The 15,779-nt window shown below is 53.1% G+C and carries 18 protein-coding genes; 5 read left to right on the forward strand and 13 right to left on the reverse strand.

The annotated features are described in order from the left end of the window. Nucleotides 1-94: 94 nt before the first annotated feature. A complete protein-coding gene (locus GA0061071_RS19885) occupies nucleotides 95-1,075 on the forward strand; it encodes a sensor domain-containing diguanylate cyclase (protein ID WP_061493165.1) in 981 nt (326 codons plus the stop codon). A 3-nt stretch (nucleotides 1,076-1,078) separates the two neighbouring features. Next, a complete protein-coding gene (fucR, locus tag GA0061071_RS19890; protein WP_061493164.1) occupies nucleotides 1,079-1,801 on the forward strand; it encodes an L-fucose operon activator in 723 nt (240 codons plus the stop codon). Here the strand turns inward: fucR and hybG are convergent. The 11 genes from hybG to yghX form a co-directional block, all read right to left on the reverse strand. Continuing rightward, nucleotides 1,792-2,046, reverse strand: coding sequence for a hydrogenase maturation factor HybG (gene hybG, locus GA0061071_RS19895; RefSeq protein ID WP_061493163.1), 255 nt, complete (start codon nucleotides 2,044-2,046; stop codon nucleotides 1,792-1,794). The two genes, fucR and hybG, sit on opposite strands and share 10 nt — an antisense overlap. A 5-nt stretch (nucleotides 2,047-2,051) precedes the next feature. After that, on the reverse strand, nucleotides 2,052-2,390 hold the full coding sequence (gene hypA, locus GA0061071_RS19900) for a hydrogenase maturation nickel metallochaperone HypA (protein WP_061493162.1): 339 nt from the start codon (nucleotides 2,388-2,390) through the stop codon (nucleotides 2,052-2,054). Next, entirely contained in the window at nucleotides 2,383-2,859 is a 477-nt protein-coding gene (hybE, locus tag GA0061071_RS19905) for a hydrogenase-2 assembly chaperone (protein WP_088238402.1), read from the reverse strand. The genes hypA and hybE overlap by 8 nt, the downstream gene beginning before the upstream one ends. Then, complete coding sequence (locus GA0061071_RS19910) at nucleotides 2,849-3,346, reverse strand: HyaD/HybD family hydrogenase maturation endopeptidase (RefSeq protein ID WP_061493160.1); 498 nt, start codon at nucleotides 3,344-3,346, stop codon at nucleotides 2,849-2,851. Before GA0061071_RS19910 ends, hybE begins: the two co-directional genes overlap by 11 nt. Beyond that, nucleotides 3,346-5,049, reverse strand: a complete 1,704-nt coding sequence (gene hybC / locus GA0061071_RS19915) for a hydrogenase 2 large subunit (protein WP_061493159.1) — start codon at nucleotides 5,047-5,049, stop codon at nucleotides 3,346-3,348. The genes GA0061071_RS19910 and hybC overlap by 1 nt, the downstream gene beginning before the upstream one ends. Then, nucleotides 5,046-6,218 carry a Ni/Fe-hydrogenase cytochrome b subunit gene (gene hybB / locus GA0061071_RS19920; RefSeq protein WP_061493158.1) on the reverse strand — a complete coding sequence of 391 codons (1,173 nt, stop codon included), beginning with the start codon at nucleotides 6,216-6,218 and terminating at the stop codon, nucleotides 5,046-5,048. The genes hybC and hybB overlap by 4 nt, the downstream gene beginning before the upstream one ends. Next, nucleotides 6,208-7,191 carry a hydrogenase 2 operon protein HybA gene (gene hybA, locus GA0061071_RS19925; protein WP_061493157.1) on the reverse strand — a complete coding sequence of 328 codons (984 nt, stop codon included), beginning with the start codon at nucleotides 7,189-7,191 and terminating at the stop codon, nucleotides 6,208-6,210. Before hybA ends, hybB begins: the two co-directional genes overlap by 11 nt. A gap of 2 nt (nucleotides 7,192-7,193) precedes the next feature. Then, nucleotides 7,194-8,312, reverse strand: coding sequence for a hydrogenase 2 small subunit (gene hybO, locus GA0061071_RS19930; protein WP_088238403.1), 1,119 nt, complete (start codon nucleotides 8,310-8,312; stop codon nucleotides 7,194-7,196). Between the two features lie 241 nt (nucleotides 8,313-8,553). After that, entirely contained in the window at nucleotides 8,554-8,841 is a 288-nt protein-coding gene (locus GA0061071_RS19935; RefSeq protein WP_088238404.1) for a DUF2623 family protein, read from the reverse strand. 66 nt (nucleotides 8,842-8,907) lie between these two features. Beyond that, nucleotides 8,908-10,557: a methyl-accepting chemotaxis protein gene (locus GA0061071_RS19940; protein WP_061493154.1), complete on the reverse strand. Its 1,650-nt coding sequence runs from the start codon at nucleotides 10,555-10,557 to the stop codon at nucleotides 8,908-8,910. 917 nt (nucleotides 10,558-11,474) lie between these two features. After that, nucleotides 11,475-12,368, reverse strand: coding sequence for a YghX family hydrolase (gene yghX, locus GA0061071_RS19945; RefSeq protein WP_134318672.1), 894 nt, complete (start codon nucleotides 12,366-12,368; stop codon nucleotides 11,475-11,477). 157 nt (nucleotides 12,369-12,525) lie between these two features. Here yghX and GA0061071_RS19950 point away from each other — a divergent pair, with 157 nt between their 5' ends. Beyond that, nucleotides 12,526-13,566, forward strand: coding sequence for an aldo/keto reductase (locus GA0061071_RS19950; protein WP_088238406.1), 1,041 nt, complete (start codon nucleotides 12,526-12,528; stop codon nucleotides 13,564-13,566). Between the two features lie 33 nt (nucleotides 13,567-13,599). Here the strand turns inward: GA0061071_RS19950 and GA0061071_RS19955 are convergent, their stop codons facing one another. Next, the gene (locus tag GA0061071_RS19955) at nucleotides 13,600-14,094 is read right to left on the reverse strand and encodes a TIGR00645 family protein (protein WP_061493151.1); all 495 of its coding nucleotides are present in this window, start codon (nucleotides 14,092-14,094) and stop codon (nucleotides 13,600-13,602) included. 159 nt (nucleotides 14,095-14,253) lie between these two features. After that, nucleotides 14,254-14,757, reverse strand: coding sequence for an ESA_00282 family adhesion-associated protein (locus GA0061071_RS19960; RefSeq protein ID WP_061493150.1), 504 nt, complete (start codon nucleotides 14,755-14,757; stop codon nucleotides 14,254-14,256). Between the two features lie 103 nt (nucleotides 14,758-14,860). Here GA0061071_RS19960 and GA0061071_RS19965 point away from each other — a divergent pair, with 103 nt between their 5' ends. Further along, nucleotides 14,861-15,265 (forward strand): hypothetical protein, encoded by a 405-nt coding sequence (locus tag GA0061071_RS19965; RefSeq protein WP_061493149.1) that lies wholly within the window; start codon nucleotides 14,861-14,863, stop codon nucleotides 15,263-15,265. Continuing rightward, on the forward strand, nucleotides 15,231-15,698 hold the full coding sequence (locus GA0061071_RS19970) for a hypothetical protein (RefSeq protein WP_061493148.1): 468 nt from the start codon (nucleotides 15,231-15,233) through the stop codon (nucleotides 15,696-15,698). The genes GA0061071_RS19965 and GA0061071_RS19970 overlap by 35 nt, the downstream gene beginning before the upstream one ends. Nucleotides 15,699-15,779 lie beyond the last annotated feature (81 nt).

Consider the following 15,779-nt stretch of genomic DNA (forward strand, 5'->3'; position numbering starts at 1 on the left):
GCTCTCCATTACCTTCCACTGTTTTTTTCACATCATATTTACACGACCAGAATAACTGGTAAGAATGCGCTTTATTTACCTGTAGCCGGCCCCCATGTCCGACATCGCGCTCAAACAGCAGATCCAGAATCTGAAAAAGCATAACGCCCGGCTGGTGCGGATAGCGCGTGATGCGCGCAATAAACTCAGCGCTGCGCTGGACGGTACCGGGCTGTGCCTGTGGCAGCTTGATGTTCCCAGTGGCAAGCTGATCATCTACAACCGCCGTTGGGGTTCGATGCTTGGGTATCAACCCAAAGAGTTGAGCGCCCATTTTGATGTCTGGCGTGAGCATCTGCATGAAGATGACCGCCAGCGCGTGCTGGACGCGTTTTACGATCATTTGCACGGCAAGACCCCGTTTTATGAAGCCCTGCACCGCATGCAGCATAAAAACGGCACCGTCACCTGGGTGCTCGACAGAGGCCGCGTAACGGAGTGGGATGCCAACGGTTCACCGCTAAAAGTGACCGGTACGCATATCGACATGACCAAAGAGAAGCAGTATGAGGAGCAACTCTCGGCGCTGGCGAACCACGATCCGCTCACCGGGCTGGCAAATCGTCACGCGCTGTTGCAACACTTTGATGAGTTAAAGCTTTCCGGGCCAGTGTGCGTAGCCTTTATCGATCTTGATGATTTTAAAGCGGTTAACGACACCTTCGGTCACCGTAGCGGCGACGAACTGCTGATCCAGCTGAGCCAGCGTCTGCGCAATGCCTGCCCGGAAGGAACGATTGTCGGCCGTCTCGGCGGCGATGAGTTTGTTCTGCTGTTACCGTTTCCGCTTACCAGCCTGCTGATTAACAGCACCGCGCATACTTGCCTGCGCGCGGCGCTGACGCCCTTTGAACTGGATAACGGCGAGGCGTCGGTTGGGGCATCGATTGGCATTGATGAAGCGCAGGATGACGACGATTTCATCAACGCGCTGAAACGCGCCGATCGGGCGATGTATCACATCAAGCATACCGGGAAAAACGGCGCGGCTCTCGGCCAGACACTGATTTCCCTCTCCGCTTGCGCCGGAGCATAGTTGATGAAAACCGCTCGCCAGCAGACGATTGTGCAACTCCTCACCCGCTATGACACCCTCACGACTGCGGCGCTGGCTACCCAATTGAACGTGAGCATCGAAACCATCCGCCGGGATCTGAATGCGCTGCAAACCCAGGGGAAAATAGTGCGTCGCCATGGTCGCGCACGGATGCTGCATTCACCGCAGCAGGAAAGCAGCGAGCCGTTTCGCAGCAGGCTGAAAAGCCATTATGCGGATAAAGCCGATATTGCCCGCCATGCGCTGAACTGGATCGATACGGGGATGACGCTGGCGCTGGATGCCAGCTCCACCTGTTTTCACCTTGCGCGGCAGTTGCCGGATATCGACCTTACCGTCTTTACTAACAGCGTGCCGGTATGCCAGGAGATCGTCCGACGGCAAAACATCACGCTGGTCTGTTCAGGTGGGAAACTGGATCGCGCCGAGCGTTGTTATGTCAATCCGGCGCTGCCGGGCCTGTTGAAATCGCTGGAGATCGATCTGTTTATCTTCTCCTGCGAGGGGGTGGATGCGGCGGGCGAGATGTGGGACTCCACCCGCCATAACGCCGCATTTAAAGCGCATTTGTTACGCCGGGCGCAGCAATCGCTGCTACTGATCGATAAGAGCAAATTTTACCGCGCCAGCGAAGTAAAAATCGGCAACCTGTCACTGGTGACGCAAATGATCACCGATGTAAAAACCGACACGCCTCATCGCTGAGGGGCAAAATCCGCCAGCTCCATATTGCGCAACGCCGCAAGCGTCTCTTGCGCTTCATTTTCATCAATCAGGCTCATGGCAAACCCCACATGTACCAGTACCCACTGCCCGAGCAGCGCACGCGGATCATCTTCGCACACCAGGGCGATATTAACCTCGCGCCGCACGCCGCAGACGTCCACCTGCGCCAGTTGATGAAAATCGTCGCCCACGGCCACGACCTGGCCCGGTACGCCTATACACATCTTACTTACTCCACTTCAATACTTTTGATCTGTACGCCCTCGCTGTGCTCAATATGCAGCGTTGGGCAGTGACAGAGAGGGCACTCATCATGGCGGGTAATTTCCACCGACTGGCTGCAATTCCAGCACCATGCCTGCGCGGGTTTATGGAGGATATGCAACGCGCACCCTTCAGCAAGGGTATCGCGGCAGGCGATATCAAAGCCGAAACGCAGCGCACTCTCCTCCACACAGGCCAGCGCGCCCACTTCCAGCCACACACCGGTCACCTTGCTGGCGCCGTTTTGCCTGGCCTGCTGTTCGATGATCTCCACCGCGTTCTGGCATAGCGATAACTCATGCATGCCGGGCGTCCTTCAGCCGGGTGAGCAACGCTCGGCGACTCACCGACTCGCTCACCGGCAGGGAGAGTGCCATTTTCAGGCAATCATGCGCCAGCGAGGCCCCCTGTTCCGCACGCAGTTCCCGCGCTAATGGTGACATTAACGAACAGCTCAGATACTGCGCAAGGGCGGGCATTTCGCCAACGGTAAAGGTCATTTCGCCATAGGGTAATCGCAGCCCAATACGCTCGCCAACATTGCGACGTACCCAACATTGCTGCGGACCGGGAAAAATCAGCAAACTCAGCATCCAGGGCGTTATCACACAACCTATCCACTGCCCCTCAAACAGCGTGAAGGGCGTCACCGAGACCGGCATGTGTGGATGCACAAAAGGTAAATCGTGCATCTCACCTGCGGCCACGGCAGCAAAAGCAGCCTGCACCTCGCTGTGCGGCGAGGCGTCAAAACCAGAGATTTCATTCTGCATGCTGAACCTCCCTGGGCGTCAGGACTACACCAGACTCCGCCAGCGCATCCAGCACCGCCTGTAATGCCGTATCGATACTTGCAGCAACGATCGGCGTCAAACCAATATGCGGCTCCAGTGAGGCCGGAATGACACCGACCAGCGTCAGCTTCGCCGGAAACTCGCCGGTAAAGCGCAGCGCGGACAGCACATCAGACAATCCCAGTTGGTGCGGGGAAATTTTATTGCTGAACAGCGTGGGCACTTCATCGTCGCGCAGGCAAATGACGCTGCCAGGCTCGCTTTTGCGCGTGACAATGGCGTCTGCAATGATCAGATGATCGCGGTTCGCCATCGCGCTCAGCAACTCCATGCCAGCGGTGCCACCATCCAGCACCTCGACCTGTTCCGGCAGGTGGAAACGCTGCTCCAGCGCTTCCACCACCCGTACGCCGATTGCCTCATCGGTGAGCAAAATATTGCCCACCCCCAACACTAAGATCGACATTACAGCACCTTCACCGACACCACATCGTTACCCTCTGCGTCCAGCACGTGTACGGCGCAGGACATACAAGGGTCGAAAGAGTGAATGGTGCGCACCACTTCCAGCGGTTTTTGCGGATCGGCAATCGGCGTGCCTACCAGCGACTGCTCGTAGGGACCGGCTTCGTCATTTACGTTGCGCGGTCCGGCGTTCCACGTCGATGGCACGACAGCCTGGTAGTTGCTGATAGTCCCGTCTTTGATCACGATCCAGTGCGAGAGCATGCCACGCGGCGCTTCGAGGAAGCCTACGCCTTTAAACTCGCCGCTGGCGGGAATATCCGGCTTCACAAAGGTGGTCATGTCGCCCTTGCCGATGTTGTCGACCAGCGCCTGATACTGCTGGCTGGCAACCTGATGCAGCTCGCAGGCATGCACGGTACGACCAATAATGCGGCCCAGCGTAGAGTGCAGTTGCTCTATTCCCAACGTTTTGCCAGTGAGTTTGTGGTAGATCGCCACAATTTCATTGAGTTTGGTGGTCGTGGATTCGCGCTTCGCCGCCAGTTTACAGAGCATATTGGCCAGCGGCCCCACTTCCACGGTTTTGCCGTAGAAAGTCGGTGACTTCACCCACGAATATTTCCCGTCTTCCTGCCAGCCGGTGTAATTCGGCACCGTCGTCCCTTGCCATGGCTCTTGCGGCGCTTCGTCTTTATACCAGGCGTGTTTCGCGCCCTCCTGAATGCCTTTCACCATAAACGGATCGTTGTATGCGGTGATGGCCCGATAGGTGCTGAGATCGGCGTTTTCGATGTAACCGCCAGGGAACAGGAAACTGCCGTTTTCACCGTCGGTCGGAAACTCCGGCGTACTCAGGTAATTGACACTGCCTTTACCACGCTCCAGCCACTCCGGATAGAACGCCGCAATCACGGCGGTATCGACCTTATAAACCTGTTCGATAAAGGCCTGCAGCTTGTCGATAAACGACTTGAGGTACATCAACCGTTCCAGATTCAACACTTCGATGCCGTCAAGATTGATCGGGTTGGCAACACCACCCACCGCCATGTTTTGAATATGCGGCGATTTCCCGCCAAGCAAGGCGACGATGCGGTTGGCATCACGCTGACACTCCAGCGCCTGTAAATAGTGCGCGACGGCAATCAGGTTCACTTCCGGCGGCAGCTTCATGGCCGGATGTCCCCAGTAGCCATTGGCGAAAATCCCCAACTGACCGCTGGCAACCAACGCTTTGATTTTGTCCTGCACCTCTTTAAACGTGTTTTCGCTGTTCAGCGGCCAGTCAGAGAGCCCTTTCAGCAGGTTCGCCGCTTTTGCCGGGTCAGCATTGAGCGCAGACGTGATATCAACCCAGTCCAGCGCCGAGAGTTGGTAGAAGTGCACGATATGATCGTGGATAGTATGCGCGGCCAGAATAATGTTGCGAATATACTGGGCGTTGACCGGAACGTTCATATCCAGTGCGCTTTCCACGGCACGGACAGAGGCAATAGCGTGAATCGTCGTACAGACGCCGCAGATGCGCTGCATAATGATCCATGCATCCCGCGGGTCGCGGTTCTTCACTATCTCTTCCATACCGCGCCACATCGTGCCTGATGCCCAGGCTTTGGATACAACACCGTTTTCAATTTCGCAGTCAATGCGTAAATGACCCTCAATACGGGTCACCGGATCGATGGTAATTCGTTGACTCATGCTTTACTCGCCTCATGACGTTCTTGTCGTTGTAACGGAGGAATAATCGGCAACAGACGTATGAGTAAGATGTACGCACAGACTTCAATTGCCACAAAACCGATAGAAATCAATATCTCTTCCCAGGCCGGGAAGTAGTGATAGCCATTGCCGGGATTAAACGCTAACAGCGAATAGGAGAGTCGCCACAGAGCGCATCCCAACAGCATGCTTAACGCGCCGATAAACAGAACACGGGAATCAGTACGCAGACGCGCCGAGCGCAGCACCAACAGCGGGAACATCAGCAGTGCGATTTCCAGCCAGAACATCAGGCTGTAAAAATCCCCAGCAAAGGCGTAGCTCCACTTGTCGCGCCAGGTGATTTCCCCTACGCGCAGCAGCAAAAAGAGCGCCAGGAGAACGCTTAACGTCCCGGTTAACTTCGTAAAGAGCCGCTTTTCATCCGGCCCGTTGCCGCGCAGACTGGCCTGCAACAGCGAACCTTCAAAGATGACGATCGAAAAGCCCATGATAAACGCGGTCAACAAGGAGAAGACCGGCAGCATTTCGTAGCTTTGCCACAGCGGATAGACCTTGTACCCGGCCGCGATCATCAAAGAGCCCATCGAAGACTGGTGCATGGTGGGCAGCAGCGCGCCAAGAGCGATAATAAAAAACATCACCTTATTCAGCCGCCGCAGCGACACTTTCCAGCCCAACCGCTCCAGCAGCGCGGGCGCGAACTCCAGCGCCATCACACCGATGTAAATCGTCATACAGACGGCAGTTTCAAACAGGACCGAGTTCACGTTGAAGTGCCCCGGGATGTAAAAATAGGGCAGATTCCAGTAACGTCCGACGTCAATGGTGATGGACAAACCGCCCAGCGAATAACCAAACAGACTGGCCAGTAATGCCGGGCGCACCAGTGGATGGTAGTCGCCACGGTTAAAGGCATATACCGCCCAGGCGAGCGCCCAGCCGCCGCAAGCGAAACCGGTGCCGATCAGCAAATCGAAAGCGATCCAGATCCCCCACGGATAACCACCGTTAAGATCCGAAACCGATCCCAGACCGAAGATCAGACGCTTGAGGATAAAGATCCCGCACAGCACGATCAGCGGGGCAAAAAGCAGTATTGGCTTGCTGAACAGCTTGCCGCCCAACGGTTGCGGATCATGACTCATGATCGTCGCCTCCTTCATGGTGCTCATTCTTCGTATGTCGACGTACCAACGCCGTCAGCCCCGCCAGCACAGCCAGCGGCAACATCATGCCTTTGTACACCGTATGCTGAACATGTTCCGAACGGGCACCGGTCGCCAGATCATCCAGCGCTGGTAACCCCAGCACCTCGTAAGGCACGCCGGTCAGCACCAGCACCTGTGTGCCGCCCCCCTCTTTTTCACCGTACAGATGTGGGTAGTAGCTGGCGACAGTGTGTTGATAGGTGTCGGCGGAGGTGAGCGTTTGCCGGGGGTAGTGATACTCAGTACCCGGTTTTAGCGAGAGGCGTTTTTTGGCTTCCGCCAGTAACTCTTCGCGCGTGCCGAAAATCACCGCACCGGCAGGACAGACTTCCACACAGCCAGGCAATCCGCCTTTATCCAGACGCTCAACGCCTTTCTGGTTACAGAGCTGGCATTTGTGCAGTTCACCGAACGGATTGTTGTAATCGTATTTCGGCACATCGAAAGGACAGGCGACCATGCAGTAGCGGCAACCGGTACAGACGCTGGCGTCATAATGGACGATGCCGGTTTTACTGTCCTTCTTCAGCGCCTGAACCGGGCAAACAGAGACACAGTTGGCATCCACACAGTGCATGCACTGCTTTTTGATATAGGCGTAGCCATCATCGAGGCGATCTTTGTTCACCCCGCTGCCGCTATGCCAGACCTGAATGATGTTATTGGTGTATGGCGAAAGTTTGTCGTTGTTGGACCAGGTTTGTTGACCCTGCGGATTACGTTGCGGGGTATTGATGTCCTGGCAACGGGTCACGCAAGCCTGACACCCCACACAGAGCGTGGAGTCGTAGAGCATGCCCAACGCGCCGGGGATCGGCGGGCGGTTCTCTGCGGCGGCAAAACTCGTCGACGAGCCTGCCGCCAGCAACGCCCCGCCGGACGCCACTTTTAGAAAATTACGTCTGTTCACGGTTAGTCTCCCTGTGAGTCAGCGTCGTTTTTCTTTTGCTGACGCCCCAGCTCGCGCACCGTCATAACGCCTACGCCCGCCACCAGACCCACTACGCCGCCCAGCAGACCAACGGCCGTTGCCGAAACCGCGCCCCCCTCTTTCAGGTTGACATCGGGTTTCTCTGCCCGCGGCGTAGGGTTCTCGACATGCGCCAGTTGATGGATGCCTTTATGGAAGCCAATGCCTTCTTCATTACAACCATAACAGGGGTGACCGATCGCCACTGGCCAGACGCCGCCCACATCGCAAAATTGCAGCGTGGAGCAGTTACCGTAGGTTTCCGGCCCTTTACAGCCTAAGTGATAGAGGCACCAGCCTTCACGATGGCCCTGATCGCCAAACGCTTTCGCAAAGCGTCCGGCATCAAAGTGCGGACGGCGTTCGCAATGCTCGTGGATCAGCCGACCATAGGCAAAAGCAGGACGGTTTTTGGCATCCAGCGCAGGCGGTTTGCCAAAGGTAATGATGTGCGCCACCGTCGCGAGGAAGTTTTGCGGGTTCGGCGGACAGCCTGGAATGTTGATCACGGTTTTACCCGGCAACACCGATTGCAGGCTTACCGCACCGGTAGGATTGACGCCCGCCGCGGCCACACCGCCCCAGGCGGAGCAGGAGCCGATGGCGATGATCGCCGCCGCGTTTTCTGCCGCTTTACGGATATGTTCCACAATAGGCTCGCCAGCCACCATGCAGTAAATCCCGCCGTCTTTCATCGGAATTGAGCCGTCAACCACCAGCACATACTTCCCTTTATATTGCTCGAGCGCGCGGTGTTTGTTCTCCTCAGCCTGATGACCAAAGGCAGCAGAAAGCACTTCGTGGTATTCCAACGAAATGGTTTCCAGTACCAGGTTTTCAATAGTGGGGTGGGTAGAGCGAAGCAGCGATTCGGTACATCCGGTGCACTCCTGTGCGCCAATCCAGATAACCGGTGGACGTTGAGGATGACTGACGGCTTCCGCCATCTCAGCAGCAGCCTTGCCGCTTAATCCCATGGTGGCCGCTAACGCAGCACACAGCTTCATAAAATCACGACGGCTCACACCCTGTGATACAAAATGTTGATTCTCTCCTGCCATTTACTTGTTATCCCTTAGCCTGGACTAGGATTATTCTCCTCCCCTTTGGGAACAGAATGCTGCGATCGCCCCGACAATTAATCACATAAAAAACAAGGGTATTATGCAAAAAGTTGATGCGGTTCACAGTAGGCACAAAAGAAATAGGGGCTTGTGGGCACAAAACGACAAAAAAAAATGAAAGCCACCCTCGACAAAAGTGACCTTCACTAAAGAGAACTACATTGAGCAAAGCTTATTTTTAGGTTTCGAGGCGGTAACCCGCCATAAAAAATCGGATCACAGTGCTGGAGTGGCTCTCGCGGAAGAAGTCCATCACCATGTCCTTATCCAGCCCGTAACGACGCGTAAGAATGCCTGCTTCCCACGCGCTGAGTTGACGATCGCCGGTTTTTTCAAACATGCGATGCGAAAACCCGAGTACAAAACCACGCTTATAATCCGGGCAGAAATGCGCCACGTTACTGGCGCTATCCGCCTGTGACGCATTCAACCCGGCCATCAAACCCTTACCAAAATGGTTGTCCATCGCTACTCCCCTCAATCGCTATATAAAAAATTATATATCGATCTTTAATGGGGGCAATAGCGCTGATTAAAACGCCACCCACTCATCAGACGAAGCGGCTTCTTTTTTCGCTGCCCCGCGTGATAAATCCGGTTTTACCAGCTTCGGTGCAGCCGGTTTATGCTGCTCTTCGCTGGAGAGACGGAACTGCTGGACGGAACGCTGCAACTCTTCTGTCTGGCGTTCCAGCGCAGCAGCAGCAGCAGAAACTTCCTCAACCAGCGCGGCGTTCTGCTGGGTAACGTTATCCATTTGCGTAATCGCCACCCCCACCTGAGAAATGCCTTTACTCTGTTCAGAAGAGGCGGAGGCTATTTCTTTCATAATGGTGGTGACTTCAGTGACCGCGCGCAGAATACCTTCCATTGTGGTGCCCGTATCGTTAACCAGCTGTGCACCTTTTTCTACGCGGCTAACCGAGTCGGCAATCAGCGTTTCAATCTCTTTTGCTGCGCCCGCACTGCGGCTGGCAAGGTTGCGAACTTCCCCGGCAACCACTGCGAACCCGCGGCCTTGTTCACCTGCACGCGCCGCTTCAACGGCGGCGTTCAACGCCAGGATGTTGGTCTGGAACGCAATGCTGTTAATGACGTTGGTGATTTCAGCAATTTTCTTCGAACTGCCGGAGATCCCATCCATCGTGGTGATCACTTCTTTTACCAGTGAACCGCCTTTACTTGCCGTCACCGAGGCCGCCTGCGCCAGCTCGCTTGCATGGCTGGCGTTCTCTGCATTCAGTTTCACTGTTGAGGTCAGTTCTTCCATACTGGCGGCGGTTTCTTCAAGCGCGGCAGCCTGCTCTTCAGTACGGGAAGAGAGATCGTTATTACCGGATGAAATTTCTGTCGCACCGCGCCAGATATTCTCACTGCCGTGGCGGATGCTGCTTACCGCTTCACGCAGGCTGTCCTGCATCGCTAACAGCAGCGGTACCAGTTGCCCCACACAGTTACGGCCAAAATCTTCCAGCGGCTGGCTGAGATCGCCTTGCGCCATCAGACCGAAGTGCGACCGAATACGTGCCAGCGGTTTCACCATCATGGTGACCAGATAACGATCGGTGAACAGCAGGATCAGCAGACCAAATACCATCGCCGCAATTAGCGCATTACGCGTGCTGCTGGTTTGCCCGTCAACCAGGATCCGGGTCTGATCCAGCATCGCGCTGGCGGTTTTATTAAAACTTTCAGTGGCCGCGCCAAAGGTACGGCTCAGCACCGGGGTCACTTCGTTGGCCTGTTTACGGTAAGCCTCCGGCGTGCCTTGCTGCGCCAGTTGCATCTGCGGCGTGATCCCCTGGTCGAGCAATGCCTGCCAACCGGCAATCACTTGTTCGGAGACTTTTGGATCCATCGGACCCGGAGATATCGCTTTAAAGTCCGCCAGTCGACGCCCCATGTTATCCAGCGCCTGTTGGACCGGCGCCATATCCGGTGATCCACCCGCAGCTTTGGCTTCCATAACGCGACTGAGACGAGTAACAAACCGAAAATATTGATCGTTACCCTGACTGAGCAGAGTCATCTGTGACACTAACTGGCGATCAACATCATTGCCATCGGCCACTTTTGACAACGAAAAAACGCTATACAACCCGACGCCAGACCACAGCAGACCGAAGATCCCCAGGATCACCAGCATCACGGCTCGTATAGTAAAGTTACGAAGCATACCCATAATATTATCCTTGCGGTGAAAGTAGATTCTCGCCTGCGGGCGAAACTTAACTTCTTATCGGCAAGTTTTAGAAAAGTTGTATGGTTCGCTTAAAATTTTTTGTGCGTCATGGAATACCACTTATCACCTCAACTGGTAGATCCAGTATCCTCACAGAACGTTATTCTGCTAACTTTATGCCATATTTCCCTTCACCACCAAAAAGAGGGCAATGCAAAAACACACATCATAACCGACTAATTTATAATGATTTTTTTATTTATAATTTTTATGAAAAAAATTGAAAATACTTTTCACCAGAAAATGATAATTATTAACAACCTTTAGCAAAAGGCTAAAACAGCGGGTACATATAAGGATTACGTTATATCGATATGTTGATAAAAAGAGACCGCGCGCCTTTTTCTTAAAACAATCAAAAAAACGCCTCAGGAAATATTAAAATATATAAACAAACGCTTCAGTAAAATATCCAAACAGGGTGTTAAGTGTACTTTAAACGTAAGTTAAGAATTATTAAAACATACTCACGCCCAGCTTGGGGACAGACATCTTTATGTGCAATCTGGAACAACCTGAAACAACAAAACCCAGGTGCCATGCGACCTGGTCGAGAGATTACGAACTCAACGCTCACCATGTCCGCTCTCTCACCGTGAGCGTATATGCGCCGTATTGCTTATTTTTTCATACATTCACAAATATTATGAATCGCACCTCATTATTTATGAGGAGGTTATTTTTCAACCGTTTCTCTCAGCCGTTTTGCCAGACAATATCTGGTTACCTAACGTAAATTAAAACAGCTATTGCCCCTCGGTGAGGCGATTTTAATATAGTGAATCGTCTGTTATTTGATCGATTCATGCACCTCGTTCAGCATAAAGATCGACAATACCGGTCTCCCTGCGGGAGATTCATCCCTGGCGCAGGTACTTTTCGAACCAACCGAGAGTGCGCTGCCAGGCCAGTTCCGCCGCAGCACGGTCATAGCGCGGCGTAGAGTCGTTGTGAAAACCGTGATTCACCCCCGCATAAATGTACGCCTCATAGACTTTGTGGTGCGCTTTCAATGCCTGCTCATAGGCAGGCCAGCCTTCGTTAATGTTTTTATCCAGTTCAGCGTAATGCAGCAGCAGGGGCGCGTTAATTTTCGCCACATCCGCGGCTGGCGGTTGACGACCATAGAACGGCACGGCGCAATTCAGCTCCGGATAAGCCACTGCCGCTGCATTCGAAACGCCGCCGCCATAGCAAAAACCGGTGATCCCCACTTTTCCGCTGGCATCCGGGTGTTGGCGCATAAATTCGACAGCGGCAAAGAAATCATTCATTAGCTTTGTCGGATCGACCTTTTGTTGCAACTCACGCCCTTCATCATCATTGCCGGGATAGCCGCCTACGGAACTCAGACCGTCCGGCGCTAACGCCAGGTACCCCGCTTTTGCCACCCGACGCGCCACATCTTCAATGTAAGGGTTGAGACCACGGTTTTCATGCACCACCACCACCGCCGCTATTTTCCCGGTGGCTTTCGTTGGCCTGACAAGATATCCCCTCACTTCACCATGCCCGTTTGGCGACGGGTAGGTGATATATTCCGGGTGAATATCCGGATCGGTGAACACCACCTGCTCCGCCAGCGCGTAATTCGGCTTAAGCAGGTTAAACAGCGCCAGCGCCGTCATCCCTCCTACCGCGTACTTACCGGCCAGATGTAAAAATTCGCGCTTGTTGATTTTGCCGTGCGCGTAATAGTCGTAGTAGTCGAGTAATTCCTGAGGAAAGTCTTTCGCTGTTAAACGCGTCATCACATGTCTCCGCTCGTTTTTTCCTTCTAAGCAAAGCATAGCGGTCCGTTTTCTGCACAAAAAATGTTCAACTATCAGACTGACCTTTGATGTGCAGAAATCCGGCGATAAGATAGAAACGTTGTTTCGAATTAGCCTGTACAATAAAGGAGACATCATGCCTGGTTTCGCCAACCCGGATCGCTATGCGCAGATGCACTATCGCTACTGTGGCAAAAGCGGTTTGCAGTTACCCGCCCTTTCACTCGGTTTGTGGCACAGTTTTGGCCACAGTCACGCCCTGGAGTCACAGCGCGCCTTGCTGCGCAAAGCGTTTGATCTGGGGATTACCCATTTTGATTTAGCCAATAACTACGGACCACCAGCAGGCAGCGCGGAAGAAAATTTCGGCCGTCTGCTACGGGACGATTTCGCCAGCTACCGCGACGAACTGATTATTTCCACCAAAGCGGGATACGATATGTGGCCAGGGCCGTACGGTTCCGGTGGCTCACGCAAATATCTGCTCGCCAGCCTTGATCAGAGCCTGAAGCGTATGGGGTTGGAGTACGTGGATATCTTCTATTCGCACCGGGTAGATGAAAAAACGCCGATGGAAGAGACCGCCGCCGCGCTGGCCCATGCAGTGCAGAGCGGTAAAGCGCTCTACGTCGGTATCTCTTCCTATTCCACCGACCGCACCCGGCAAATGGCGGCGCTGCTGCGCGAGTGGAAAATTCCCCTGTTAATCCACCAGCCCTCCTATAACCTGCTTAATCGCTGGGTGGATAAAACCGGACTGCTGGATGCGCTGGAAGATAATGGCATGGGCTGCATCGCGTTTACGCCGCTGGCGCAGGGCTTGTTGACGGGGAAATACTTGAGCGGTATTCCGGAAGGCTCACGCATGCAGCGTGAAGGCAATAAAGTGCGCGGTCTGACACAGAAGATGCTGACGGAAAGTAATCTCAACAGCCTGCGGCTGCTGAATGAGATGGCGCAGCAGCGCGGGCAGTCGATGGCGCAAATGGCGCTGAGCTGGTTGCTGAAAGATGCGCGCGTCACCTCCGTGCTGATTGGCGCAAGCCGCCCGGAACAGATCGCGGAAAATGTTCAGGCGCTGAATAATCTGACATTCAGCGCAGACGAACTGGCGCAAATCGACAAGCACATCGCCGATGGAGAGCTCAATTTATGGCAGGCGTCGTCGGATAAATGATCGTACGCAGGCCGGGAAACCGGCCTGCAGCGATCAATGTTTTTCGCGGGTTAACCTGTCCAGGTAGCCCATCACAAATGCTGAGAGCACAAATGTCAGGTGGATTATTACGTACCACATCAGTTTGTTGTCCGGCACATTTTTCGCATCCATAAACACCCGCAGCAAATGAATGGACGAGATGGCGACGATAGAGGCGGCCACTTTGTTCTTCAGGGACGTGGAGTCCATTTTGCCGAGCCAGTTCAGTTTCTCTTTGTGTTCTGCGATATCGAGCTGCGAGACAAAGTTTTCATAGCCGGAAAACATCACCATCACCAGCAGGCCGCCGACCAGCGTCATATCCACCAGCGACAGCAGCGTCAGAATGAGATCGGCTTCCGCCAGGCTGAATATGTTGGGCAGGATGTGAAAAATCTCCTGGAAGAATTTTACCGTCAGTGCAAGCAGAGCAAGGGAGAGGCCAAAGTAAACCGGGGCGAGCAACCAGCGCGAAGCATACATTGCGTTTTCCAGAAATCGTTCCATAGTGTCCTGTAAGATAGCTAAACCAGCGGCCAGTATATCCCAGTCAGGTAAACATTTGGCAACACTCTGCCAACATCAACGGAACACAATGATACGTACAAGGTAGCGAGGTTGATGGCAGGCCAGACCTTCGGCCTGCAAAAGATATGAACAATATTGCTATACGTCCTCGGGGTTTACCCACGGACGCTGGTTCTCCGGCCACACCAAAACAACCAGTGCCGGGTAGGCTTCAGTACTGAACTCGTGGAAACACTGACGCAGATTGAGCACATCCAGATCGGCATGCGGCACCTTCTCACCATTGAGGCAGCGCTTCTTTATATTGTCATAATACTTATACACAGCAGAATTGAGATCGCTACACCGACGCTGCGCCTCAAATAAACCAGGGGTATTATTTAATTCTGCCATGTTCATGCGTTTTATGGTCGCATGAAGAAAATCAATATATTCATGGTTAACCCGCCAGTACCACACCGGAGTAATGGCATTCATTAACACAGAAAAATGATCCTCACCTTCCTCTTTTGACAACGGTTGAGGTCTGGGAGGAAGGTTCTCAATTTCGCTGCGCGGGGCTTTATTGTACTCGCGCATTAATAAAAGTACGCCGCCAGTGAGCAGCAATAATGTAATAACAGAATAAAAAATACTGTTCATGAGCAGGCTCCATTTTTTTTGATTTTAAAAGTGCGCCATGATATTGTCAACGAACCTCACGTCTGTCTTGCCCCTTCCCTGTTGATATTAAAGGATATTAGAAATGCTTCCCGAGAATCTTGTCCCGGCACGATTTCACATTTCTGCCGCTGAAACCAGGCCAGGAGAAGAAGGAAAAGAGCCTAATTTAACTCAGGGAAAAAGAACGCTCTCCGAACACGCTGACCAAATATTAGCGAACGTGAGCCACAATGGGCAATCAAGAAATATGTTACTTGAGGAACGCGATCGGCATATAAAAGATCGTCTGTTCCGTGTAGTAAAAATCGAGACATTCGCCCGTCTGCTTAATGACTTACAAGCGGAAGGCGAGATTGATGCCCAGACATTAAGCAAAATAATTGCGGATAAAACACAGGAAATTAATGAATCTGGCGATAAGATTTGGCTTAACCTGATTACCCGTGAAAAAGATGGACCAATGTTTTATAAAATTGGGGAAGAGTAACGTGAAAGAAATCGATAACAATAATGTGTATTTAGCTTTAGATGATAAAAAAAGTGATGAGTTTATCTTAAAGCAAAATATAGAAGCATTAATGCTCGATAAAAACAGCACAATTGAGCGCATTGCACGTGAACTGGTATCCATTCCCGCCGCGCTGGTGCGTCTTAAATGGCAGAATCGTCGGGAAATCTATCCATTACAGGTTAAAGAAGAAATTTATGGCGCGGTGATCAACGCCATTATTGAACAGAAGCCTGAGCTCATGGAAAAGATCATGGGTCGTCTGGAAACCAACTATCAGCATATTCTGGGACGGGAAGCGGCAACGCTGCGCCTGAACCGTAAATTGATTGACGGTGAATACCGCACATCAAACGTCACTACCGTCGCGCTGGATGAAGAAACCGCCGCGAACAAGCCAGACGCAAACTAACTGGCCGTCGCCGGTTGCGCATATCATTACTATCCAGAAAATCCTGAATCTTGCTGCAATAACAGCGCAGACAACTACCCT

This window comes from Kosakonia oryzendophytica (assembly GCF_900094925.1).
In the GTDB taxonomy this organism is placed as follows: Bacteria; Pseudomonadota; Gammaproteobacteria; order Enterobacterales; family Enterobacteriaceae; genus Kosakonia; species Kosakonia oryzendophytica.

Excerpts from the sequence above, each read along its gene's own strand:
- GA0061071_RS19970 (WP_061493148.1), top strand. The coding sequence starts at position 15,231 with ATGGACCAATGTTTTATAAAATTGGGGAAGAGTAACGTGAAAGAAATC.
- hybB (WP_061493158.1), bottom strand. The coding sequence starts at position 6,218 with ATGAGTCATGATCCGCAACCGTTGGGCGGCAAGCTGTTCAGCAAGCCA.
- GA0061071_RS19960 (WP_061493150.1), bottom strand. The coding sequence starts at position 14,757 with ATGAACAGTATTTTTTATTCTGTTATTACATTATTGCTGCTCACTGGC.
- GA0061071_RS19955 (WP_061493151.1), bottom strand. The coding sequence starts at position 14,094 with ATGGAACGATTTCTGGAAAACGCAATGTATGCTTCGCGCTGGTTGCTC.
- GA0061071_RS19885 (WP_061493165.1), top strand. The coding sequence starts at position 95 with ATGTCCGACATCGCGCTCAAACAGCAGATCCAGAATCTGAAAAAGCAT.
- hypA (WP_061493162.1), bottom strand. The coding sequence starts at position 2,390 with ATGCATGAGTTATCGCTATGCCAGAACGCGGTGGAGATCATCGAACAG.
- GA0061071_RS19910 (WP_061493160.1), bottom strand. The coding sequence starts at position 3,346 with ATGTCGATCTTAGTGTTGGGGGTGGGCAATATTTTGCTCACCGATGAG.
- yghX (WP_134318672.1), bottom strand. The coding sequence starts at position 12,368 with ATGACGCGTTTAACAGCGAAAGACTTTCCTCAGGAATTACTCGACTAC.
- GA0061071_RS19950 (WP_088238406.1), top strand. The coding sequence starts at position 12,526 with ATGCCTGGTTTCGCCAACCCGGATCGCTATGCGCAGATGCACTATCGC.
- hybG (WP_061493163.1), bottom strand. The coding sequence starts at position 2,046 with ATGTGTATAGGCGTACCGGGCCAGGTCGTGGCCGTGGGCGACGATTTT.
- GA0061071_RS19965 (WP_061493149.1), top strand. The coding sequence starts at position 14,861 with ATGCTTCCCGAGAATCTTGTCCCGGCACGATTTCACATTTCTGCCGCT.
- GA0061071_RS19935 (WP_088238404.1), bottom strand. The coding sequence starts at position 8,841 with ATGGACAACCATTTTGGTAAGGGTTTGATGGCCGGGTTGAATGCGTCA.
- GA0061071_RS19940 (WP_061493154.1), bottom strand. The coding sequence starts at position 10,557 with ATGGGTATGCTTCGTAACTTTACTATACGAGCCGTGATGCTGGTGATC.
- hybE (WP_088238402.1), bottom strand. The coding sequence starts at position 2,859 with ATGCAGAATGAAATCTCTGGTTTTGACGCCTCGCCGCACAGCGAGGTG.
- fucR (WP_061493164.1), top strand. The coding sequence starts at position 1,079 with ATGAAAACCGCTCGCCAGCAGACGATTGTGCAACTCCTCACCCGCTAT.
- hybO (WP_088238403.1), bottom strand. The coding sequence starts at position 8,312 with ATGGCAGGAGAGAATCAACATTTTGTATCACAGGGTGTGAGCCGTCGT.
- hybC (WP_061493159.1), bottom strand. The coding sequence starts at position 5,049 with ATGAGTCAACGAATTACCATCGATCCGGTGACCCGTATTGAGGGTCAT.